The sequence below is a fragment of the Lentihominibacter sp. genome, from assembly GCF_046951855.1.
In the GTDB taxonomy this organism is placed as follows: Bacteria; Bacillota; Clostridia; order Peptostreptococcales; family Anaerovoracaceae; genus Lentihominibacter; species Lentihominibacter hominis.
In genome coordinates this window covers 30,121-52,516 of sequence record NZ_JBKTXS010000014.1, presented here as the reverse complement: position 1 = coordinate 52,516, position 22,396 = coordinate 30,121, and the positions used below count along the sequence as shown (strand labels likewise).

Genomic DNA, 22,396 nt, shown 5'->3' with positions numbered 1-22,396 from the left:
GACTATATCAACACAGTCATTTTTCCCTTTTATTATTTTTACTATATCTCTCACTGCTGCACCTGTTGCAGACGTAACAACCGCTATTTTTTTAGGAAAAACAGGAATAGTCTTTTTTTTAGACTTATCAAATAACCCTTCACTTTCAAGTTTCTTCTTTAACCTTTCAAAAGTCGCTGCTAAATCGCCCTGACCGGCGTTTTCCATATTTTTCACATTGAGAGAGTAACTGCCGCCTCTTTCATATAAGTATATATATCCATCTGCAATTACTCCGTTTCCCTCCGCCAGCTGACATTCAAGGGAAGCCAGATTTCCTGCCGACAGAAAACAATTTATTTTGCTTTTTTCATCTTTAAGCGAAAAGTAAACATGACCTGATCCGTGAAATTTTAAATTGGATATTTCTCCTGTTACAGAAATATTGCCAAGCAGCGGATCTGTCTGAAGTATTCGTTTTATATAGCTGTTAAGCTGTGAAACTTTAACGGGTTTCATTCCCATAAATCTTTCCTCCCAATATTGCTGTGCCGATCGCGTTGTCCTGCGCAAGATCTGCCTGACCAAAGGCTGCATCTATATGATTTTCTGCCAATTTTTTTACTATCTTGTCTCTTATAAATAAGCTGGAGGTAACTCCGCCTGCCATGATTACGTCTGTTATTCCTGTTTTTTCGGCACACTGAAAAATCATCTTTGTCATAGCATCTGCGACTTTTTCAAACAGCTCTTTTATAACAGGCTGAGCCTGCTGTATATCCATATTAATCGTCAGCCTTTTTATCTGAGTATCTATTCCCGACAGGTTGAGCCATCCTTCTTTTACTTTAATAGGGGTAAGAAAACTGGATATTTCATCAGATGCGAGGGCCAGCCTGTCCATTTCTTCTCCGGCAGGAAAGGACATACCCAGTTGCACACCGGTTCTGTCAATTACTTGGCCAAAAGAAATATCTTTTGATCCGCCTATGATATCTATATCATACCCAGTATGTTTTGACTTTACACTGAGCATTTCACATGTACCGCCGGAAAAATGGCATGCAAGGAGCTCTTTTTTATTACTGTGCTTTGAAAAAGCCTTTATGGCCTCTATATGCCCTTCCTGATGAGAAAAAGCAAATGAAGGTATACTTAAAACAGCAGCAAGGGATCTCGCATAACTTTCTCCGGCAAAAAACACCGGCATATATGAATTTTTAACAGGTCTTGGCTTGGATGAAAAGGATATAGCCCCAATATGATAATTATTATCACTCATGGCTTCTTCAAGTAATTCCGGCAGATTCCTAATATGCTGAAAAAGGGCGTCGGATTGTCTCAGCCCTTTTTCACCCTCTTTTACAGTTAAAAACCTTCTTAAATCACATAAAATATTACACTCTGTGTCGATAATAGCAACAGATGTTTTATAATTACTTGTATCTATGCCTAATATATATCTACTATTCATTGGAATTCACTACCGCACCTAAAACTCCATTTATGAATCCCGACGATTTGTCCAGACTGAATTTTTTGGCCAGATTTACAGCCTCATTTATAGATACAGCTTCGGGAATCCCTTCATCGAATTTTATCTCTCCGAGAGCAAGACGCATTATGGCCAGATCTACTTTAGGCATCCTTCCGGTTTTCCACGAACGGCTGTTTCGGTTAATTTCTCCGTCAATATCTTCTAAATTTCGGACTATATCGGTAAGAAGTTTCAGTCCTCTTCTTTTATGATTGCCTGACAGCCTTTCCTGAGAAAGCTTTTCTGCGGTTTCAAGATCCATTGTTTTTGTAGTGTCCATTTCATAAAGTATCTGCATCAAGATCTCTCTTGCTTCATTTCTCGTCATTTTGTTTCTTATCCTCCGATGGTATTTTAACACCTTGTACATGTATATTTACAGCTGTGACGTCCAGTTCCGTCATGGACTGTATCTCTTTCTTAACATTTTCCTGTATATCCCACGCTACTGCAGGTATCTTTGCATGATATTTTACGGTTATATATACGTCTACTTCCACACCTTCATCTGTCTGACTGACTTTTATTCCTTTTGCCAGCAGTTCTTTGCCTAAAAAATTCCTGGAAAGTGCATTAGGTATACCGCCCGACATTCCGGCCACGCCCTCTGTTTTCAATGTTGCATTTACGGCACAAACAGCGATGACTTCATCCGAAATTCTTATGCCGTATTCACCGTTTATTTTATTTGTGCCCATAAAACCACCTCTTAAATATTATATCAAATATTAGTCTAAAAAACAACGTGTCCATGGTGTTCTACATGATTTTAGTCTCTTCCAGTTTCTCAGAAAAAGCAGAATTGAGCTTTATTATAGGCTTTCTCAAAACGAGTCCTACTATGAGAGAAAGAGCAAGGAATATTCCAAGTTTTCCCATATCTGCCCAATAATACATACCATAAAGACCTCCTACTGCTTCTCTCATTGCAGACATACTATGAGTAAAAGGAAGAAGAGGATAGACAACTCTGAAAAACAAAGGAGCCACTTCAATAGGGAAGGTTCCTCCTGTTCCAGCCACCTGTATAACGAGAAGTATAACACTTATCGCCTTTCCTATATCTCCAAAAGATACTGTTAAAGTGTAAATAATATTCACATACACAATACTTGAAAACCAGCTTGCCAGCAGAAACAAAAACGGATGTCGGCACTGTATCCCAAGATAAAATAAATCTCCTAATGCGATCAATGTACTTTGAAGCAATCCTATTATAAGAAAAATAACATATCGTCCGAAATATATATGACTTGGTTTTACATTCCGCAGACCTGCCAATTGTGTTTCAGAAACAGTCACCTTCATCATTGCAACAAGAACGATACCTCCGATCCAAATGGAAAGCGTAGAGTAAAAAGGAGCCATAGAGGATCCGTAGTTTTCCATTTCATATATCTTATGAGTTTTTAGAGATACCGGAGAAGACACAAAAGACGTAAGTTTATCTTTATTATCAGACAGAAGATTGTCTATTTCAGAAAAATCGCCGTCTTCTTCCATTTGCTGAAGCTTTCCTGTCACTTCTGATATCCTTGATGAAGAACTCGAAAGAATAGCTATGGAGCTATCCAGTGCGCTTTGAAGTCTTGAAAGCTGATCCGTCGCTGAATCTGATAATGCTTTTATTCCGTCTGTGGTTTTTCCTATCTGAGAGAGAAGTTCTTTCACACCGTCATCAGTTTTTTCCAGAGATTTTGAAAGATTTTTTAATGTATCTGTGACATTTTCTTCGTAATCTGTCTTTATCTTTTCTATTTCTTCTATGCTCTTCATAATCAGATTATCCAGTTCTTTTTTTGCCTCGCCAATATCTGCTGATGTAGTTCTCATAGAATCTGCTACAGAGATAAGCTTATCTTTAAGCTCATTTTGTGTAGCAATATAAGCATTCAGCTTAGCAACAATAGGTTCTGTAAGGGAAGCAAACTGTGGATATTTTTTTCCCATAGATTCAAGAGAATCTCTAAGTGATGTATAGGAAACTATAAGACTATCCAATTGTTCTGCAATAGTATTTAGCGAAAACGCTGCCGATTCCACATCCTTTGATTGTGTTTCAAAAGCCGTATCTACAACAGATGACATCTGATCATAAAAATCTTTGCCAGATGACAGCGTTCCATTAACATCATCTGTTATTCCCGAAAGTGCTTCATGGACATCTGAAAAAGTCTCTCTGATGTCTTTAAGTACCTTCATATTGCTTTCAGATTGAGTCTGAGCCTGTTCAAGAACACCTGATGTAGCCTCGAGAAGATCTCCGGAGGATGAGGTCGCTGCTGAAAATGACTGCAAAGCATCAGCTGAGGATGAAAGATCTGAAGATATTCTGTCAAGATTAGCTTCCAGATTTTCTACCACAGATTCAGCTCCCTCTGTATCAGTCATATTGGATACAGATTGAAGAACTACAAGTATCGTATCTGAAACAGTTCTTATGAATACTTGATTTATTTGTCTTTGTATAGAAGTGGCACCTTTTTCCGTAACCTTTGGAGCAATAGCGTTTTCTTTTGCATTGGAATAATAGATTATTTCTGCTTTTTTTATATCTTCGGAAAATATACTCATCATTTCATTACTGAACTGTTCCGGAATAACGATTGCCGCATAATAATCTCCTGACCTTACGCCGTTTACAGCTTTTTCTTTACTGGTAAATACCCACTCCATATCAGTATTTTCTCTAAGTATTGACAGAACCTGATCTCCTACATTAAGTTGTATAGGGATCAAATTACCTTCATATCCCTCATCAACACTGGCCACAGCAACTTTTAAATTGCCTGTATTTTTATAAGGATCCCAGCTGGCAGCTATGTTAAACCACGCATACAAACATGGAACGACAGCTATTCCTACAATGGCAATAAGTGCAATTACGTTCTTTTTTATACGTCTGACATCTCCCGTAAAAATATGCCATATATTTTTCATTTGCTCTTCTCCTCCTCTATGATGTCTATAAGGTTTTCTGATGTCAGCCCACTGACTTTTATCTGTCTTTGCACTCTGTCATGAATATATTCAACACAAATTAAATATATTGACAACCCTATAAGTGAAACTATCCATAAAACTAAAAATACTATTCTTGATTCCAGACTAAACATGAGAATAAGAAAAAACAGCGGTATAGCTATCATGCAAATAAATCCATATTTTATCATCTTGGGATAATGTGCCTCAAACTTCGCAGATCTTGCCATGAATTTTTGTTTTCCTTCATCATGCCTGAGAAGAGCTTTTATCAGCAGCTGGAGCTGGGGATTTTCATTCCTGACAGTATCAGTCTCGCCTATCATGAGATCCGTTTCTTCAAGATGTTTATCAAACATATGATTAAGATTCAAAATAAGTGGCCGAAGAACAAGCCCCGTTAAAAGTGAAATCAATATAAAAATAAGAAGTATCAAAAGGTCTTTTATATAGTAATTTTCGTAAAAGCCCGCCATACTTTCCCGCATAGCATCTATGCCATATGTGAACGGAAACAGAGGATGTACTTTCTGAAAAAAGCCAGGCATCATTTCTATGGGATAAGTCCCTGAAGATCCTGGTATCTGCAGTATCACAAGAAGAACAGCTACGGCTTTTCCTATATGTTTAAAGGTTATCGCAAGCGCATATATGATATTCACATATACAAAGGAGCAGAACATACCTGCCAGAAGAAATGCTGTAGGATGCATACATTGTGTTTTAAGCAATATTAGATCTCCTGTACATACTATGAATCCTTGGATCAGTGCAGCAGATGAAAACAAAAGCCATCGCCCGAAATAAGCATCTGTCGTATCAAAACGATGTATAAACCCTTCTTGGTCTACCTCCTGTTTGAGAATGGAAACTAAAATTAACCCACCTACCCATAATGCCAGATTTGTATAAAACGGGGTCATTCCAGATCCATAATTTTCCACATCATAAAGAACCTCAGATTTCAAAGAAACAGGAGATGCCATAAATCTTGAAACCGATTGCGGATCTATTCCTTCCAGAGAAAGAAGCTGCTGATATGTACCGGAACTTTGTAAAGCACTTATATCTGTCATTACAGAATTCAGATTCTCATCTACTCTTTCCAATACTTCACCTGTTTGTTCCAATGCTGCTAAACTCATATCAAGGCTTGATTCAAATTGCTGAAGGATTCCTTTTATCTGCTTGGTCATAGGCTCTGTTGCTGAAAGTGTTGCTGAAAGACTTCCACTGACTGATGCCAGATCATCAAGAGACTTATTTACTTTCGGAAGAGTATTTTGCTCAAAAGCTTTTCTGCTGTCCTGCATGGATTGTCTTCCATCTATTGATATTTTTTCCAGATCTAAGCGCGTATCCTTCGCCGTCGTAAGTATATTCTTGACACTGTCATTACCTCCGCTCAAGGAATCCAAAATCTTTTCATAAGTCTCATTCTGACTCTGTAAATGTTTTATCTGTTCGCCTATTATAGCCGAAAGTTCTGTATTATTCCCTATATTGTCATTGAGTTCGGCAAGAGATTGAAGCAATTTTTCATTTTTTTCATTCAGCTCTGATACTGAATCTATCGCATTTCCTACATCAGCGGTAGCTTTCTGAGCATTTGCTTCAAAAGTTCCCAACTTTGCTGAAGCTGATATGGAAATATCATTTATCAGGATCTCACTCTGCGAGAGACTTCCGGATATCTGAGCCGAAAAGCGACTCAAAGCCGAGCGGCTTTCATACAACAGAAAAGATGTATCTTCAAAAGCTGCAGCAGCTGCATCTGAAGCAGAATCAACTTTATCGAGGGTATCTATTGTCTCTTTTATAACTGTTTCCGATCCCTTTACAGTTTCCTGGAAGTCTCCCAGCGCAGTCTGATATTCAGCCAGATTCGATCGTACATCGGAAACAGCCGTAATCAGCTGAGAATCTGCTGCATTCATGTCATTTGTCAATTGATCTGCTGCTGATCGGATTATTCCTGATATCGTTTCTGAAGCGACAGATGAAAAAGTCTCATTTATTTCTTGCTGAACTGTAGTTGCTCCGGTATCTGTTATTTTAGGTGCTATAGCATTTTTCTTTTCGTTAATATAATAATCAAGCTTTGGTTTTTCGATTTTTCCTGACAATATACTAAGCAACGAATCGCTGAAATCATCAGGAATTATGATAGCTGCATAATATTTCCCAGAACGGACACCCTCCTCAGCCTGTTTTTCATCTACAAATGTCCAGCCCAGCTGACTGTTTTCCCTAAGATTTTCAATAATTGTATCTCCTGCATTTATAGACAGCTTATCTGTTTCAGATCCTGTATCATTATTAGCAACTGCTACTTTGATACCTTGTGTATTGCCGTACGGATCCATATTGGCCGCTATATTAAACCATGCATAAAGAGATGGCAAAACACATACCCCTATCATTACTATAATGGCAGCTTTATTATGTGAAAGACGTCTTATATCTCGACTGAAAATCTGAAATGCCGTTTTCATAAATTACCTCCTGATAGCTTCAGTCATATTTTTGATTTTACTGACGCAATAATTCATGTTTCCTATTCTAAATCAGTTTAGTCTTCATGTCCACAGGGAAAACAACATAAATAAAACCGGTAAAACAGCTGTTTTGCCGGCTTTATTACTTTTATTTAATGAAATTATATCTTTTTATATACTATTTTCCCTCCTAATATTGTCATAAGAGTTTTCATATTAAACATTTGTTCTCTGTCATATGCCATCTGAAATATGTTGTTTTCAAAAACAGCTATATCAGCCCGCTTACCTTTTTCTATGCTTCCTATTCTTTTATCGAAATTCGCCGCATATGCCGAACCATATGTATAAGCTCTGAGGCTTTCATGTACTGACAGCTTTTCTTCGGGAGAGAAACCTCCCTCCGGCTCATTATCATCTGTAAGACGACTTACTGATCTGAATATACCTCTCAAAGGATTAAGCTCCGTCACGGGATAATCAGTTCCGAAAGCCAGTCTCCCGCCTTTGTTTTTTATAGATCTAAAAGGCCATGAATACTTCATTCTTTCTTCACCAACCATAGTATGGAACGGATGATCCGAAAAATTATATTTAGGCAGATGATCAGGCTGTACCGATGCGATGACATCCAACTGTCCGAATCGGCCTATATCTTCGGGAGAAATGGATTCTATGTGTTCTATACAATGCCTGATATCTCTTTTTCCGTGAATATTTTCTGCATATTGAAAAGCATCAAGTCCTAATCGTACAGCTGCATCTCCGCAAGCGTGCAGCCTTACCTTTATATTATTTTTTGTCATCAGCGCAACACGTTCTTTCAGATACTGTGGATCTATCATGGAACTGCTTCTAAACCCCGGCCTGTCAGTATAAGGTTTCAGCATGTATCCTGTATGCCCCATAGGGGTCCCGTCAAGAAAATCTTTTACTCCTATAAATCTAAGCATATCGGAATTATAATTACTTCTGATTTTAAGAATTTCATCAAGTGCTTCGCTGAAGGCCAATGCAAAATGTATCCTGACATTAAGCTTTCCGCTGTTTTCAAGGATCTTGTAAGCATGTTCCGTTCTGATCCCGTAAAGAGGCAGATCTGCAACTGACGTTATTCCGTACTGTGAGGCTGTTTCGGCAAATGATACTGCATAGGATGCCATTTCTTCTGCCGTCATATCACTTAAAATATCTTTAAGCATGGGTATTACAGCAGCTTCATGTATATAACCGGTAAGTTCCCCGTTATCATCCCTAAAAAAACTTCCGTTGTCGGGATCATCAATATCTCTGCTGATATTAAATCTTCTGAGAGCTTCACTGTTGACCCATGCACCATGGCATTCTTTATTCAAGAGAAATACAGGAGTATTCTTGAAATATTTGTCCAAGCTTTCCTTTGTGGGAAGTTTACCTTTCGGCCATCTGAAATTGTCCCAAGCTCCTCCCATTATCCATCCGCCATCCCGGCGATCTTTATTTTTTTCCCAGATTATATAAGCAGCTTCTTCCTCTGAAGATGCATACCTAAGTACCCCGTCTCTTTCCATAAGAGCGCCACTTAAAAGATGGACATGAAAATCATTAAAACCGGGCATTATAAAATTGTTTTCAAAATCCAGGATCTCAGTGTTTTTATCTATGTACTGTTCTGCATCTTCACACGAGCCTACGAAGCTTATCTTTTCTCTGTCGCATATGACATATCCGTCAATCAACTGTGGAGTAAGAGATGTATAAATATTCCTACATCTAAAGGCTTTCTTCTTCATTTTCATCCTCCGCATTAAACACGCCGTTTTTTACTTCTCTTAAATATAAAAAGGCAGTCACAGGTCCGTAAAGAAGTGCGGCAGTTCCCATAAACAGAGGTAATATAATATCAGATCTGCTGATAGTAAGTATCCATATTAATACGGAACATATCAAACATATAGCTGCCCATATAAATGCTAATTTGCTTTTTCTTTCTTCACCTATATCTTTTTTCATATATATCCTGCCTTTCCTAAACAGTAAGCGTTTTCTGCCCAATTTCTTTATAAGTAAGCTTGGCGACTGTAACATATACTATAACACTGAATATTATGCAGGCTACGTTGGCTGGAATTCCGCATGGAATTCCCAGAACAAACTCCCAGACAGCATAGGCAACTACTGTAAGAAGCAAGCTCCAAAAACCTGCAGCAGGAGTCTTTTTTTTGTAAAATAATCCCAGCATAAGTGGAACTATAAAAGCTGCTACCTGAAATCCACCACAATAGTAATATGCTTTTGAAATTCCGTCAGACCAGAAATACGTAGCAACAATAATGAGAAGTCCTACTACCCAGATAACAACTCTCGTTCCCCAGACTTCTGCTTTATCACTGAGATCAGGCTTAAAGAAGCCCTTTATTATATCGTGTACAACTACCGCTCCGCAAATAAGATAATCAGCGCTGACTGTAGACATTACAGCAGAAAGAAGCGCTGCCACGAAAAGTCCCCTCAGACCTACCGGAAGTGTAGTGAAGACCACCGCCCAAAATGCCTCCGAAGGAGCTTCTTGAGCTGCATCCGGAAACATCACGAGTGCTGCCATTCCTCCAAATACCATCACAGTGCTGAAAAACAATCCAAAAATCATTATACAAGTATACGATACTTTGATATCACCTCCAGATTTTGAAGAACCGAATCTCTGATATGACTGAGAATTCGCATACATAGCCAAAGCACTTATTACCCATCCTAATACTGCCATAAATCCATTTCCTCCTGTAACCGTCAGAAAATCAGGATTTACAGCGCCTACCTGATCAAATAAGCTTCCGAATCCGCCAAAATGATTGAACAGCCCGAAACAAAGTACACCGGCAGATACTGACATCACAACAAACTGCATCATGTCCGTTATCGCAAGCCCCCACAGTCCTGACAAAGATGTGTAAAATATAATAATTATTCCCAGTATAGCAAAGGCCAGCCACATATTCATCCCCGTTACATACGCTATGACAGATCCCCCTGCCGTTAGAAGAGCAGATTCATAAAGAAAAGGAGGCAGCATTCCTATTGCCATTACGAACTTTGTTTTTCTATCATACATATAAGACATAAGATCCGGCATGGTAAGTACCCAGTCGGGAATTTTGTTTCTTACAAGAGGTCCTATCCATACAGCCAAAGGAAGCCTCAAAATAGCCGTAGGTATTATGTATATAAATATTATACATATACCCATAGTCGTTCCGCATTCTGCAAGACCTACGATAGTCCACGAATCATACCAGCTGGCTGCACCTACTCCTACCAAAACAGGTATTGTAAGTCTTCTGGAAGCCACAAAAAAGCTCTTCATATTTTTGCTCGCTCTTTTACGCATGGCTAGTCCTACTGCTATAATGATCACAAAATATACTGATATTATGATCCAGTCAAAGGCCGACCATATTTCGGAAAAGTTTATAGCCATAAAATTCCTCCTTTTTAAAAATTATTCTCTACTCTGTACTTAAGACCCAGAACATGTTCATTTTCAATGGCGAACTGATCAAGATAAGCATATCTCATATTAGAATGCCGACCTTTATATATGATCTCAAGTTCTACAGCAGGTCTGTAAAAGAGAGTTTCTTTTCTCAAAGTAAGTTCTCCGTTGCGGCCGTAAAATTTTCTCATGATTTTATACTGGATATATTCCTCAGATTTCTTTTTCATATCAGAAACAGAACCTGAAGCAGCTACCACTTTCTTTTCTTCAATTTTTATCTTTCCTTTTTTCAGCGGTAGTGATCCGCTTTCATATACATCATATTGAAATGGATGCATCTCATTAGCATCAAAAACGACGGCAACCTTCCCCTCTTTTACAAGACCTTTTTTCTTAAACATAATATTTCGTTCTACATGGAAATCGTATTCAAGATAACAGTATGGTACCCAAACATCTGCAACACTTCCTATTTCAAATTTTACTATCTGCTTTCCGAAGAAACTGCCATGGAGAAGCTTCAGTTTGCTTTCTACAGCTTTCTTTCTGTCAGCAATTTCCTCTGTATAAAATTCTTCTTTCCTTTTATTCAGATGTTTCACCATAGTATCTTTCATTATTCCACTGCACTCCCTTCCCTTACGATTTCCTTCCACTTATACGGATATCCTGTTCCCATCATTTTGCTGATAAATGCTTCAGGATCCAACTGGTCCGCAAAGATGATTCCTTTAGGCATATCCATTTCGTCTATGAGCATGGTTCCTGTAGCCAGCGGAAGAGATACATAAACAAGAGCCGTTCCGTATATCTTTTTGAGCTCAGGTCCGGGAGCATTCATCTTTGGACAGTTTGCCGTCCATGTAAAAGGTTTGCCATCCTTTTCCCCTGAAACTTCCACTACCAACTCTATAAAGGCGGTTTTATCGGCATACTCAAGCTGTTTGTCAGTAGCCCCAAATATGTTGTTTTGAGGAGGAGGTACCATTGCCGTAACCACGTCTATAGGCGCCACCTCTGTATCTTTGACTTTTACTTTTTCCTGTGAGCACAACCCCATAGCATAAAAAATCGCAGGCTGATACATCATATAATATTTGAAATCAACATATTTTACATCTTTAAAGGTTGCAGGCATGCTATATATCTCTTCATGAGAATGATGTGTAACAGGTAACCTTCCCACAGGCTCAGGAAAATCCCACATTTCAAGTCCTCCAAATGGTGGATATTTCACGTACTTGCCTTCTTCCAATGCATATGTAGGTGAAGCACAGTCTATGAGTGCCTGTTTTGGCGACCAGCCCGGATTCCATGGCCTCAGCACCCAGTCATATTCATGTTCACCAGGAAGATGCGTTGCTTTTCCAATTCTCATCCTTATGCTGTTAACTTTATCCAGTCTGTTGGCCAGCCTTCTTGCTAAAACATTTGTCCAGCCCGGAGCAAAACCACATCCAAAAAGTGCAGTAAGTCCGGCTTCTTTAAACTCTCTGTACATAGGCATATTTTCTATAGAAACACCTTCTATAAACTTATCCCAGAAAGGAGCATCAAATGCTGTATTTATGTAATTTGCTTTTGCTTTAAGAGCTCCTTCCATAACATATGGTACCATCCATGGCATTACCATATCCACAACTACATCGACACCCTCTGCTGCCCTCGCCACATCATCAGGATCTGTGGCATTGACGGTATCGGTCTTTATCTTATCACTGCCAATATTATCAGCTACTGCATTTGCAGTCTCTTCTTTCAGATCTGCTATACGTATTTCTTCAACGTTATCCTGTCTTGCCAGTATAGATGCACATGAACCGCCCTGACCTCCTGCTCCTACTATCAATATCTTCATTTTTACCTCCTCATACGAATTTACATGATAAAATTTTTCGCTTATTAATAAAGCAATATATGTGCCAATTTTCAGAAAAAACAAAAAACAGCTGATAACATTGTTTTTCACAGTATTATCAGCTGTTTTGATTAATATACAAAAGTCCTCTTCAGGTGCAGTTTTGCTACTTTAAGTTGTATATACGCAACCTCAAAATATTATGATGCATCCTGAACTACAATCTCACTGGCCTTTCTGTCCGTCTCGCGCATTATTATCTCACATATTTTAGTTACCATACTCTGATCCAGCTCTTCCGAATTAACCGTTACATTGACTCCGCTATCAGTTATTACCACAAAAGTCTCCGGAAGTCCTTTATTTTTTATCAGAGTTTCTATGGTCTTCTCCTGTTCCATATAATTGAGCAGGCGCATCTTCTCAGCTGAAGCTTCTTCTTTCTCTGCTTTTGTGGAAGCTGAACTTTCTGCATCCGTAAGCATAGAAATTATTTTATTTCTGTCCATATCCAGCGTAGCTCTCAGTTCCTGAAAATATGTATCCGTGTTTTTCACTTCAGAAACATCATCAGAAGTTACAAGCGCTGATTCATCAACTTTATTTTCAGACTTACTGTTTTCCTCCTTTACGTTCAGACTATCTACAAGCACATCTCCGTCATGAAGAGGTACATCCTCACTGACTTCTTTCTCTGAAAATACACCTCCTATAGCTGTATACACCCCGAAACATATAGCTATAGCGACAAGTCCCGCAATCTTTTTCTTGTTATTTTTTATAAAAGAAAAAATAGATTTCTTACTTTTCATTTAAGTCTTCCTCCTTATATTCATTGGCAGCTTTTTTTTCAAATACTTCCACACTGGTGGATGATATATTAAATACAGCCATTACTGCATTTATGAGATTATTTTTTACAATAGGATTTCCTGCTCCCTGAGCAGTTACTATTACACCTGTTATGTTATCATCGTCATCATGCTGAAGCATTACATCTACATCGCCGACTCCGTCTATATCCGCAAGTATACTGCAAAGCTGAGCTTCCGTACCTCCGTCTTCATCTATAATCTGTTTTCTTCCGTCCTTATTTTGCGTAAAAACATCAAAGGACAGCAGTATAACTGCGATTATCACAAGCAGCGCAATTATTTTCAGACCTTTTTCTTTAATTTCAGGATCGTTTTTAAATTTTTCCAGCAAATTACTCTCCTCCTATACAATATATATTTATTAAATCTGTTCTTATTCCCCCAGAAGATAAATAATGGGATATAGTATAGTAGCCATTATTACCAAAGAAAAAATAAATTTGATATATTTCCCCATAGATGTGTCCGGCAAAAGAATCTCTATAAATGAAAGAGCCAGTATTATGATAAACAGATTGCTTACCCATTGCTTTATGACGTCCAAGTTCCGCCTCCTCCCATACCCATTATTATAGTTATGAAAATGAGAAACATAAAAGCTCCCGTAGCCAAAACCACCGTCATAGTTATGGCCGCACTGCCTATTTCGCTCAGGCTGTCGGAAATATTCTTTGTCGCTATAGGTTCAGCTGCTATAGCTATTATCTTATATATAAACGCTATAGAAAGTATCTTGATAACCGGCAATATTAAAAGAGAAATTATTATTATTATCCCTATCAGTCCCACAGAATTTTTTATCAGTCCTATACAACTTATCACCATATCCAGAGAATCAGCAGCAAAGCCTCCCACAATTGGAACAAAATTATCTATGGAAAATCTGGCGGTGTTTATTAGAATACCATCGGCAGATTTAGTGACAATCCCTTGTATTGCTGTTATCCCTGTGAATATAGTTATCAAAAGGCCAGTCAGAAAAATTGCTCCTTTTCTTATAAAACCTGACAGCTTCTTAACATAATCCTTCTCTGTAATACTGTTTATCATGACAAATACTGCCGATAAGAATACAAGAGGAAGAATAATATGCTGCATGATAAAATTAAATCCTGTCACCGACCCTATCATTACCGGATCCATGATACTCCCTGATGAGATGCCTCCCATAGATATCAGCAGCGGAATCATTATCGGAAGCAGTATTTCCATAGACGAAGTCATAGTGTTCATGGCATCCTGACAATATTCATATGTTTGATAAAAATTACCTATACATAACGCGATTATTACCACACTGCATATCATTGTACTCAACGAAGATACAGTCTTGCTTCCAAATGTATTTGAAAAATTTGTCAAAAGTCCTACAACAATACATATTGCCAGTATTTCACATCCTAAAAAAACAGAAGCTTTCACTTCAAGCAGAAACAGATTTATAAGATTATCGATGATCTTATCTGAATCAAAAATAGCATCTCCGTTTATAAGATTATTTATTATCTGGCTTACTGTCATATCTTCAAATATCCCACCCTGCTTGGATGCCTCTGACATGATACTTTCAAGTCCCGATAAATCCATGGAATTCAGTTGTTCTTCTATGATAGTTTCATAATCCATATTTTATCACTCTCCCTAATTCAGCAATGATCCTATAAGCTCAAGTATTGCAGTCAGAATAGGCATAGCCAGATAAAATATGATCACCTTTCCCGCAAGCTCTACTTTTGATCCTATGGTGGTTTCTCCGGCATCCTTGCACAGCTGTGCAGTAAAATCTGTTATATACGCTACTGCCAAAACCTTAAGTATTACGGGAAAAAACGTCCTGCCATAAGTAACATTGTCATATATTCCTTCAAGAAAATGAAAAATATATGTAAGCTTATCTATGATAGATACAAAAAGAATTATTACAGTGGCGAGAATTATATAAATAGATATTTCCTTATTTACGCTCTTCATCAGAGAGGCCAGTATGACTCCTGTCAATGCCAAAGTTACGATTTTAAGAATCTCCATAAGTTCTCCCTAAAACTGAAGGAATGTTTTCACCGTATCAAAAAATTCACTTATCATCTGTATCACAAGCATAAGCACGACAATGACACCTGCAAGAGTTGTCAGCATAGCTTGTTCTTCTCTTCCGGCTTTTATAAGCACCTGATTAAGAACTGCTATGGCTATGCCTATAGCCGCTATTTTAAAAATGATGTCTATATCCATATTCGGTAAACTCCCAACTCAAATCAACATTACTGCTATAACTACGCCTGCCGCTACACCTAAGCCCCTGTACATACGGCTCTCTTTCTTTTCCTGCTGTCTGGCTTCAGTAAGGCTTGTTTCCATTCTGATTACAGCAGGCTCCATTATATTCTTCTGTCCTCTGATGTCGCTTTTTCCCAGACCTATGGAGATATCTTGTAATATTTTGATATCATTTTCTTTCAAAGGACAGTTTTTCATATTATCCTCCAGCGCTTTTTGCCATGAATCCTTCAGTGTATTTTGCTTCTGCATTGATAAACTACAGCTTCTGAGCACTTGTGAAAACCAACAGGATTTCATTTCGGACACTTTTTTGAAAGTCTTGGCAAGAGAATCTTTTTTATAAACAATTTCCATATTGAGTAGCCTTATGAGTTCAAGTGTATTTTCAAGTTCTATTGTTCTTGCTTTATAAGACGAGGCTTTTATAAATCCAAGGCAGGAACAGCTTATAAATATGAGGATACATCCCATTAATCTGAACATTTTACGCACCCTTTCCCAGATTCGACAGTTTCATGATCCTTTTTACTGTTCCTGTAGTCGGCGTTGCTGATAAAAATATTAACGTTTCAAAGACATGATTTCTTATCAGTTTTCCTATAGCTGAATTTTCAACGTCCTCATAACTACTGCCATGTATAGTGGTAATGGTCTTAACGCCAGCACACAATGCTGCTTCTATAGCGCTCACATCTTCGCTCTTTCCTATTTCATCGGTTATAATAACATCAGGAGACATTGAACGTATCAGCATCAATATCCCCTCTGCTTTAGGGCATCCATCCAGTATATCAGTCCTTTTTCCCAAGTCATAACTTGTCTCCCCGTTATAACTTCCTGCTATTTCAGAACGTTCATCACATATCCCCACTCTGTAGCCCTTATAACTCAGGCTTCTGGCTAAATCCCGCAGTATTGTTGTTTTTCCGCACTTAGGCGGTGATATTATCAAAGTATTTTTTATGAGATTTTTTTTATCATCACATACTGAACTTATGACATTTCTTGATGCACCTATTATCTGTCTGCTCCTCCTTATATTAAGCGATGAAATCTCTTTTATCAGATGTACTTTTCCATCCCTTAAGGTTACTCTCCCGCATATACCCACACGATGACCACCCTCTATAGTTATATAACCTTTAGAAAGCTCATCCTCATAAGCGTAATAAGAATAATCTAGTAACCTGTTCAATGTTTCATCAAGAACATCAGGCGTTACGGCTTTGCCGTCATGAAGACTTATCTCTCTTCCTTCACTTATGATAAGCGTATCTTGAAATGTTTTTAATCTTATTTCCTCAAAACGATCGACTATACTTTCCGGAAGAGTTTCTATCCTCTCGTTCACCGAAGACGGAAGCTTCCTCAATATTTTTTCTGTGTTTTTGTCCATCATCCCACCCCTTTTCTTTCGTTGTCTCTTACATTACAAGATATTCCTTGTCCCAGAAAATATGACTGATAAAAAACATCAGATCTAAAATTAAACAATAGAGTTTTTTCTAAAAAAAAACTGTGTACACAAGGAGAGCATTTCTCAATGTGTACACAGTTTTAAAAATAAAAACCATATCATTCAAATATTCCGCTTATCAAAATAACAGCAATTCCTGCTACAGCACCCGCTGCTGACAACCATTTATTTTCTGTATGAATTAAATGCGCAAGCAACTCAAAAATGACTATATATATGATCATTCCCAAAGTAAGGGATATGAGTATTCCCACAATAAAGTCATTTATAAAGAGCCAAAGCAATTTCATCATTATACCTCCGACAAAGGTAGACAGGGAAGCCGCAAGAAGAAACGCTGTTTTCCTGCTTCTTTTTTCTCGTGCCAGTGTGGAATAAATAACCATTCCCATAGGGATATTATGCAAACCTACACCTATACCGATAAGAAATCCTACACTTGCTGATTCTGCTGACATACTGTAAACAGCCATACCTTCTATGATATTATGAAGTATTATAGCTATTGATGAAATTATGCCTATGTGGATAACATTTCCTGTTGTGTATTTTCCCCCGGATCCATGTTCATGATCAGGTATAAAGTTATCCAAAACTTTAAGAACTGCTATTCCCAATGCTATACATACAATCAATATGATAATATGGGTTTTGCCCAATTTTTCCAAAGCTTCCGGAAACAGCTCCAAAACTGCCAAAGCCGACATAGTTCCTAAAGCAATAGAAATAGAGAGATGTTCTATAAGCTTTTTATTTTTTGCTGATCTCGCAATCAAGGCTCCTGCCATAATAAATATTCCCAGAAAAAATGTTATTAGCAATGACATTATAAAACCTCTTTCTCTGTTTTTCATAATTATAAGAAGCGACGACATAATGAGTCATCGCTTCCGCTTAGATTATAATTCTTATTGATGATTTACATTGCCGACAGTATCTTTGATCTTTTCACGCTTATCGCGTTTTTCATTTTTATCCTGTTTTTCCTGATCAGCTGCTGATTCACTTTCGTCAGTTACAGGAAGTATCTTCATGGTGATCTGCTCTATTCTTCTTTCCTTTATAGAGTCTATCTTAAATTTGTAATTCCCAAATTCAACTTCTTTTCCTACATCACTTTCATCAGGTATCTCACCAAGAATATCTATAATGAGCCCGCCTATAGTTTCACTATTGTCAGATTCAAGATCGGTATTCAGCTCATCGTTTATATCATCAAGATCCATACTTCCCTCCATTACATAAGTATCGTCTGACACTTTCTGTATATCGGGTTCTTCTTCATCATATTCATCATCTATATCTCCCATGACTTCTTCTATTATATCTTCCATGGTTACTATGCCCGAGAAACCGCCATATTCATCTATCAATACAGCAATATGCTGTTTCGTAGACTGAAGCTCAAAGAACAAAGCATCTATATTCTTAGTCTCAGGAACAAAGTACGGTTTCCTTAAAATAGATCTGAAATCTACGTTGTCAAACCCTTCCTGTCTTGCTTTTATAAGATAATCCTTTATATACAATATACCTATAATATTATCACTGTCGTCTTCGTAAACAGGTATACGTGAATATCTAAGCTCCATCAGCTCATCTATATATTCCTCTGTAGGAGCATTTATATCTATCGAAAACACTTCTGTTCTCGGTGTCATTACTTCATAGGCAAGCATATCATCAAAGGCGAATATGCTCGTAATCATTTTCTTGCCTACTTCTTTAAGTTCACCTTTCTCCTGTCCTGTCTCCAGCATAGAAACAACATCAGCTTCAGAGTACTCTTCACCGGCCACATCAGTTTTCTGTCTGAATATCTTCAGAACAATAGTAACCGATATAGACAGAAGCCATACAAAAGGTTTGAAAACAGCGGATATGATCTGTATAGGTTTCACTACAGCCATAGCCACCTTATCAGCATGAAGCATTGCTATTCTCTTAGGGAAAAGCTCTCCGAATACAAGTGTAAAAAACGACAGGATCAGTGTTATAACAAATACAGCTATACCCTCTCCGTAAGGGATTCCCCAACCTTCAAGTGTTCTGCCCATTCCTTCGGAAAAGCTGGTGGCAGCTTTCGCACTGGAAAAGAACCCGGCTAAAGTTATTATTACCTGTATCGCTGAAAGAAATTTATTAGGATCATCAATCAGTTTTGATAATGCCTCCGCTTTTTTGTTTCCTTCATTCGCAAGTGTCCGTATTCTGTTTTTGTTTACGGAGACGATGGCGATCTCTGCCGCAGCAAAATAAGCATTTACCGCTACCAATACGACTAATACAATAATTTGTCCCCACATGGGTCCAGCATCAGATGACATTTTTTTCTCCTTTCTCATCCAATAAAATCAATCTTAAACCTATATAAATAACTATATGTATAAAGGGAAATTATTTCCTCTTTCTCAATATAAAATTTTCTGCCACAGGCTGTCTCATTTTTATTCTGACTATCTGCTGAGGATGCGGTGCCGACTCTATAGATTCACCGTCCTCATTCTGAAGAACGTCAAGTACTTGTGAAAAATAAGGTTTTCCGGGTCCAAATATCTCTATTTCATCTCCCAGAATCATTTTATTCCTCTGCTCAACCACTGCTATCTTCGTTTCAGGATCATAACTTCTGACCATTCCGATAAAGCTATAGTCTCTTGTATAATCACTTGTCTGATAATTTTGATCTTTATCTGTAGGCTTATTGAAATAAAATCCTGTTGTAAATTCTCTGTGACTTGCTTTCTTAAGCTCTTCCATCCATTCAGGATTATATACAAATCCATCAGGATTATCATAGTAAGTATCAATCGCTCTTCTGTAAGCGCTTACCACTGTCGCAACATAAAATACGCTTTTCATTCTGCCTTCTATCTTTACTGAAGATATCCCGGCATCCGCAAGCTGCGGAATATATTCAAGCATACAGAGATCCTTGGAATTCATAATATATGTTCCACGAGAATCTTCCTCTACAGGATAGTATTCTCCCGGCCTTTGCTCTTCCACTAGTTTATACTTCCATCTGCATGGATGAGCACATTGTCCTCTGTTGGCATCTCTGTTTATCATAAAATTACTGAGAAGACAGCGCCCTGAATAAGAAATGCACATAGCTCCGTGTACAAACGCCTCCAGCTCCATATCATCAGGTATATTCGACTTTATGTCCTTTATTTCTTCAAAGGTTAACTCTCTCGCCAAAACAAGGCGTCTTACTCCTTGTCTATACCAGAAATTAGCTGTAGCATAATTTGTCATGTTAGCCTGTGTTGAAAGATGAAGTTCAGCTTCGGGTATTACATCCTTTATTATACTGATAATACCCGGATCAGATACGATAAAAGCATCTATAGGAATTTTTTTTATTTTTTTCAAATATTGCGTGAGTGGCTCTATATCTTCATTATGAGCAAAGATATTAAAAGCCATATGACATTTTACACCTTTGTCATGCGCATATTTTACGCCCTCTATAATCTCACTCTCAGAGAAATTCCCTGCTCCGGCACGAAGGCTGAACATCTCTCCGCCGAAATACACGGCGTCAGCTCCATAATCCACAGCTATTTTCAGTTTTTCCAAATCTCCCGCAGGAGCTAAAAGTTCCAGTTTTCTCATAGTTTTATGATTCTTTCTAAAGAATATACAAATCCTTATCTATAACACTTACGGAAACTCCGTCTCCTACAGGAAGGACACAGGTATCCGCATATTCCAAATGAGTTATATACTTTATAAATTCACGCATTTTCCGTATACTGGTCTTGTATCTTCTTCCCGGATCATATTCATCTGATACAGTCATACCTTTCATCAATACATTATCACATATGACAAGAGCATCCTGACTGCACAGTGGAAGAGCCAAATCCCAGAATTCCCGATAATGACTTTTAGCCGCATCAATAAAAACTACATCAAAAGTTTCCTTCTCAGCAGCCATCTGCAAAAGCACATCACGGGCATCTCCGAATCGCACCTGTACTTTATCAGAAAACCCTAATTCTGATATATTACTCTTAGCTGCATCATACGCTTCTTTATCAGATTCTACGGTTATCACTTTACAGCCGCAGCTGTCTGCAAAACAACATGCTGAATATCCGACGGCGGATCCGATTTCAAGTACATGAGAGGCCTTCTTGATCCTCAGTATATTGAGTAAAAGTCCTTCCGTATCCTTCAAAATCACAGGAACATGCCTCTCCTCAGCAAAAGCTCTCAGCTCCCTGAGCCTCGGATTGTCATTTTTATAAAGTGTCTCTATATATGAAGTCACTATATCATTTGTTATATTCATATCAATACCATTTGTTTTCTTTTACGACTTTGTCATGTTCCTCATTTGTTTTTGAATAAATAATAGTTCCATCCTGGGTTGCAAAGAAAAACAGATAATCTGATTTTTCATAATCAAGAACACTGTCCATAGCATCACCGTTTACCGCACATATCGGACCAACCGGAAGACCTGCATATTTTCGAGTATTGTATTTTGAATCTATATTAAGCTCTGATTGAGTCAATTCCAATGACGTTTTCCCGTTGGCATAGCAGACTGTTACATCACTTCCCAAATTCATTCCCTTATTCATGCGGTTTATAAACACACCTGCCACTTTCGGCATTTCTTCCTTAACATTGCTGGCCTCTCTTTCAACGACAGACGATAAGGCAAGAACTTCATGTACCGTAAATCCACTTGACTCTATCTGACTTTTTCTAGAAGATAAAGCTGAATCCATCATATCAAGCATAATTTCCGTCACTGATTCCATTGTAGGATTTTCTTCTGTTATAAAATACGTCTCGGGATATAAATATCCTTCAAGTGGATACATTATATCATCACTCAGTATAGAATCTGTGAGGAACCAATATTTATCTATCAATTCTTTTAGATAATTCTTATCCGCCCACTTAGCGATCAGCTCTTCTGAAGAAAAAGGCATCTCCTCGGCTATAGCTGCTGCTACTTCAGGAATGGTAAGACCTTCTCTGACTATTATTTTGTCTTTTGAAATATATTCAAAATCACCTGTATTTATAGCATCCATCATTTCAGGTAAAGTCATGGATTTATTAAACAAATAACTGTTTGCCTGCAATGTATCATAGCCGCCTATTCTGGCATGTATTTTCGCAAAAGTTTTGTTTTTTACAAGGCCACTTTCATCAAGTATCTCTACTATAGATGAAGCCCCGCTTCCGGATGGTATATTTACTGTTACAGTCTCCTTATTTTCCGAATCTACAGCGCCTATTCCTGTAAGGTAAGCTATCGAGCCTCCTGTTATAAGAACTACTGCTATAGCTAAAATTATCAATATCCACTTTATCTTACTGCCTTTAGGTTTCGACATTTGATACCTCATTTCCGGATCTTGTCCGTATTTATTGTTATGTAGGAAATATCGTTTTTATTGGTTTAC

Annotated in this window: 24 protein-coding genes; all 24 read right to left on the bottom strand. The window is 37.9% G+C overall.

Features of this window, described 5'->3' with window-relative positions; all coding sequences use genetic code 11:
• Window positions 1-504, bottom strand: a 504-nt coding sequence (gene xseA, locus ACLR96_RS05535) for an exodeoxyribonuclease VII large subunit (RefSeq protein WP_412265397.1), incomplete at its 3' end; no start/stop codon positions are given.
• Entirely contained in the window at window positions 485-1,453 is a 969-nt protein-coding gene (locus ACLR96_RS05530) for an O-sialoglycoprotein endopeptidase (protein ID WP_177270241.1), read from the bottom strand. The genes xseA and ACLR96_RS05530, both read right to left, overlap by 20 nt.
• The gene (nusB, locus tag ACLR96_RS05525) at window positions 1,446-1,844 is read right to left on the bottom strand and encodes a transcription antitermination factor NusB (protein WP_177270243.1); all 399 of its coding nucleotides are present in this window, start codon (window positions 1,842-1,844) and stop codon (window positions 1,446-1,448) included. Before nusB ends, ACLR96_RS05530 begins: the two co-directional genes overlap by 8 nt.
• Window positions 1,831-2,214, bottom strand: a complete 384-nt coding sequence (locus ACLR96_RS05520; RefSeq protein WP_177270245.1) for an Asp23/Gls24 family envelope stress response protein — start codon at window positions 2,212-2,214, stop codon at window positions 1,831-1,833. The genes nusB and ACLR96_RS05520 overlap by 14 nt, the downstream gene beginning before the upstream one ends.
• 61 nt (window positions 2,215-2,275) lie before the next feature.
• Window positions 2,276-4,456 carry a YhgE/Pip domain-containing protein gene (locus ACLR96_RS05515; protein ID WP_177270247.1) on the bottom strand — a complete coding sequence of 727 codons (2,181 nt, stop codon included), beginning with the start codon at window positions 4,454-4,456 and terminating at the stop codon, window positions 2,276-2,278.
• A complete protein-coding gene (locus tag ACLR96_RS05510; protein WP_177270249.1) occupies window positions 4,453-6,993 on the bottom strand; it encodes a YhgE/Pip domain-containing protein in 2,541 nt (846 codons plus the stop codon). Before ACLR96_RS05510 ends, ACLR96_RS05515 begins: the two co-directional genes overlap by 4 nt.
• A 164-nt stretch (window positions 6,994-7,157) precedes the next feature.
• Entirely contained in the window at window positions 7,158-8,768 is a 1,611-nt protein-coding gene (locus tag ACLR96_RS05505) for an amidohydrolase family protein (RefSeq protein ID WP_177270251.1), read from the bottom strand.
• Complete coding sequence (locus ACLR96_RS05500; protein WP_177270253.1) at window positions 8,749-8,988, bottom strand: hypothetical protein; 240 nt, start codon at window positions 8,986-8,988, stop codon at window positions 8,749-8,751. Before ACLR96_RS05500 ends, ACLR96_RS05505 begins: the two co-directional genes overlap by 20 nt.
• 16 nt (window positions 8,989-9,004) lie before the next feature.
• Entirely contained in the window at window positions 9,005-10,453 is a 1,449-nt protein-coding gene (locus ACLR96_RS05495) for a sodium:solute symporter family protein (protein ID WP_177270255.1), read from the bottom strand.
• Between the two features lie 14 nt (window positions 10,454-10,467).
• Window positions 10,468-11,088 (bottom strand): hypothetical protein, encoded by a 621-nt coding sequence (locus tag ACLR96_RS05490; protein ID WP_177270257.1) that lies wholly within the window; start codon window positions 11,086-11,088, stop codon window positions 10,468-10,470.
• Window positions 11,088-12,329 carry a saccharopine dehydrogenase NADP-binding domain-containing protein gene (locus ACLR96_RS05485; protein WP_177270259.1) on the bottom strand — a complete coding sequence of 414 codons (1,242 nt, stop codon included), beginning with the start codon at window positions 12,327-12,329 and terminating at the stop codon, window positions 11,088-11,090. The genes ACLR96_RS05490 and ACLR96_RS05485 overlap by 1 nt, the downstream gene beginning before the upstream one ends.
• A 200-nt stretch (window positions 12,330-12,529) precedes the next feature.
• Window positions 12,530-13,141 carry a SpoIIIAH-like family protein gene (locus tag ACLR96_RS05480; RefSeq protein ID WP_177270261.1) on the bottom strand — a complete coding sequence of 204 codons (612 nt, stop codon included), beginning with the start codon at window positions 13,139-13,141 and terminating at the stop codon, window positions 12,530-12,532.
• A complete protein-coding gene (locus ACLR96_RS05475) occupies window positions 13,131-13,535 on the bottom strand; it encodes a hypothetical protein (protein WP_177270263.1) in 405 nt (134 codons plus the stop codon). The genes ACLR96_RS05480 and ACLR96_RS05475 overlap by 11 nt, the downstream gene beginning before the upstream one ends.
• Before the next feature lie 42 nt (window positions 13,536-13,577).
• On the bottom strand, window positions 13,578-13,748 hold the full coding sequence (locus ACLR96_RS05470; protein ID WP_177270265.1) for a stage III sporulation protein AF: 171 nt from the start codon (window positions 13,746-13,748) through the stop codon (window positions 13,578-13,580).
• A complete protein-coding gene (spoIIIAE, locus tag ACLR96_RS05465; protein ID WP_177270267.1) occupies window positions 13,736-14,830 on the bottom strand; it encodes a stage III sporulation protein AE in 1,095 nt (364 codons plus the stop codon). Before spoIIIAE ends, ACLR96_RS05470 begins: the two co-directional genes overlap by 13 nt.
• Before the next feature lie 15 nt (window positions 14,831-14,845).
• On the bottom strand, window positions 14,846-15,232 hold the full coding sequence (gene spoIIIAD, locus ACLR96_RS05460) for a stage III sporulation protein AD (protein ID WP_177270269.1): 387 nt from the start codon (window positions 15,230-15,232) through the stop codon (window positions 14,846-14,848).
• 9 nt (window positions 15,233-15,241) lie between these two features.
• Window positions 15,242-15,436 (bottom strand): stage III sporulation protein AC, encoded by a 195-nt coding sequence (gene spoIIIAC / locus ACLR96_RS05455; RefSeq protein WP_177270271.1) that lies wholly within the window; start codon window positions 15,434-15,436, stop codon window positions 15,242-15,244.
• 18 nt (window positions 15,437-15,454) lie between these two features.
• Window positions 15,455-15,967 (bottom strand): stage III sporulation protein AB, encoded by a 513-nt coding sequence (locus ACLR96_RS05450; RefSeq protein WP_177270273.1) that lies wholly within the window; start codon window positions 15,965-15,967, stop codon window positions 15,455-15,457.
• A 1-nt stretch (window position 15,968) separates the two neighbouring features.
• Window positions 15,969-16,883 (bottom strand): stage III sporulation protein AA, encoded by a 915-nt coding sequence (gene spoIIIAA, locus ACLR96_RS05445; RefSeq protein ID WP_207722984.1) that lies wholly within the window; start codon window positions 16,881-16,883, stop codon window positions 15,969-15,971.
• A gap of 176 nt (window positions 16,884-17,059) precedes the next feature.
• Window positions 17,060-17,788: a ZIP family metal transporter gene (locus ACLR96_RS05440; RefSeq protein WP_177270275.1), complete on the bottom strand. Its 729-nt coding sequence runs from the start codon at window positions 17,786-17,788 to the stop codon at window positions 17,060-17,062.
• 81 nt (window positions 17,789-17,869) lie between these two features.
• Window positions 17,870-19,288 (bottom strand): hemolysin family protein, encoded by a 1,419-nt coding sequence (locus ACLR96_RS05435; protein ID WP_177270277.1) that lies wholly within the window; start codon window positions 19,286-19,288, stop codon window positions 17,870-17,872.
• 70 nt (window positions 19,289-19,358) lie between these two features.
• Window positions 19,359-20,582, bottom strand: a complete 1,224-nt coding sequence (locus ACLR96_RS05430) for a U32 family peptidase C-terminal domain-containing protein (protein ID WP_177270279.1) — start codon at window positions 20,580-20,582, stop codon at window positions 19,359-19,361.
• 16 nt (window positions 20,583-20,598) lie between these two features.
• Window positions 20,599-21,264, bottom strand: coding sequence for an O-methyltransferase (locus ACLR96_RS05425; RefSeq protein WP_177270281.1), 666 nt, complete (start codon window positions 21,262-21,264; stop codon window positions 20,599-20,601).
• A gap of 1 nt (window position 21,265) precedes the next feature.
• The gene (mltG, locus tag ACLR96_RS05420; protein WP_177270283.1) at window positions 21,266-22,327 is read right to left on the bottom strand and encodes an endolytic transglycosylase MltG; all 1,062 of its coding nucleotides are present in this window, start codon (window positions 22,325-22,327) and stop codon (window positions 21,266-21,268) included.
• Window positions 22,328-22,396 lie beyond the last annotated feature (69 nt).

Excerpts from the sequence above, each read along its gene's own strand:
- ACLR96_RS05440 (WP_177270275.1), bottom strand. The coding sequence starts at position 17,788 with ATGTCATTGCTAATAACATTTTTTCTGGGAATATTTATTATGGCAGGA.
- spoIIIAE (WP_177270267.1), bottom strand. The coding sequence starts at position 14,830 with ATGGATTATGAAACTATCATAGAAGAACAACTGAATTCCATGGATTTA.
- ACLR96_RS05480 (WP_177270261.1), bottom strand. The coding sequence starts at position 13,141 with ATGAAAAGTAAGAAATCTATTTTTTCTTTTATAAAAAATAACAAGAAA.
- ACLR96_RS05430 (WP_177270279.1), bottom strand. The coding sequence starts at position 20,582 with ATGAGAAAACTGGAACTTTTAGCTCCTGCGGGAGATTTGGAAAAACTG.
- ACLR96_RS05505 (WP_177270251.1), bottom strand. The coding sequence starts at position 8,768 with ATGAAGAAGAAAGCCTTTAGATGTAGGAATATTTATACATCTCTTACT.
- ACLR96_RS05520 (WP_177270245.1), bottom strand. The coding sequence starts at position 2,214 with ATGGGCACAAATAAAATAAACGGTGAATACGGCATAAGAATTTCGGAT.
- ACLR96_RS05495 (WP_177270255.1), bottom strand. The coding sequence starts at position 10,453 with ATGGCTATAAACTTTTCCGAAATATGGTCGGCCTTTGACTGGATCATA.
- spoIIIAD (WP_177270269.1), bottom strand. The coding sequence starts at position 15,232 with ATGGAGATTCTTAAAATCGTAACTTTGGCATTGACAGGAGTCATACTG.
- ACLR96_RS05485 (WP_177270259.1), bottom strand. The coding sequence starts at position 12,329 with ATGAAGATATTGATAGTAGGAGCAGGAGGTCAGGGCGGTTCATGTGCA.
- ACLR96_RS05530 (WP_177270241.1), bottom strand. The coding sequence starts at position 1,453 with ATGAATAGTAGATATATATTAGGCATAGATACAAGTAATTATAAAACA.
- ACLR96_RS05435 (WP_177270277.1), bottom strand. The coding sequence starts at position 19,288 with ATGTCATCTGATGCTGGACCCATGTGGGGACAAATTATTGTATTAGTC.
- ACLR96_RS05450 (WP_177270273.1), bottom strand. The coding sequence starts at position 15,967 with ATGTTCAGATTAATGGGATGTATCCTCATATTTATAAGCTGTTCCTGC.
- ACLR96_RS05425 (WP_177270281.1), bottom strand. The coding sequence starts at position 21,264 with ATGAATATAACAAATGATATAGTGACTTCATATATAGAGACACTTTAT.
- spoIIIAC (WP_177270271.1), bottom strand. The coding sequence starts at position 15,436 with ATGGATATAGACATCATTTTTAAAATAGCGGCTATAGGCATAGCCATA.
- spoIIIAA (WP_207722984.1), bottom strand. The coding sequence starts at position 16,883 with ATGATGGACAAAAACACAGAAAAAATATTGAGGAAGCTTCCGTCTTCG.
- ACLR96_RS05500 (WP_177270253.1), bottom strand. The coding sequence starts at position 8,988 with ATGAAAAAAGATATAGGTGAAGAAAGAAAAAGCAAATTAGCATTTATA.
- ACLR96_RS05490 (WP_177270257.1), bottom strand. The coding sequence starts at position 11,088 with ATGAAAGATACTATGGTGAAACATCTGAATAAAAGGAAAGAAGAATTT.
- mltG (WP_177270283.1), bottom strand. The coding sequence starts at position 22,327 with ATGTCGAAACCTAAAGGCAGTAAGATAAAGTGGATATTGATAATTTTA.
- ACLR96_RS05515 (WP_177270247.1), bottom strand. The coding sequence starts at position 4,456 with ATGAAAAATATATGGCATATTTTTACGGGAGATGTCAGACGTATAAAA.
- nusB (WP_177270243.1), bottom strand. The coding sequence starts at position 1,844 with ATGACGAGAAATGAAGCAAGAGAGATCTTGATGCAGATACTTTATGAA.
- ACLR96_RS05510 (WP_177270249.1), bottom strand. The coding sequence starts at position 6,993 with ATGAAAACGGCATTTCAGATTTTCAGTCGAGATATAAGACGTCTTTCA.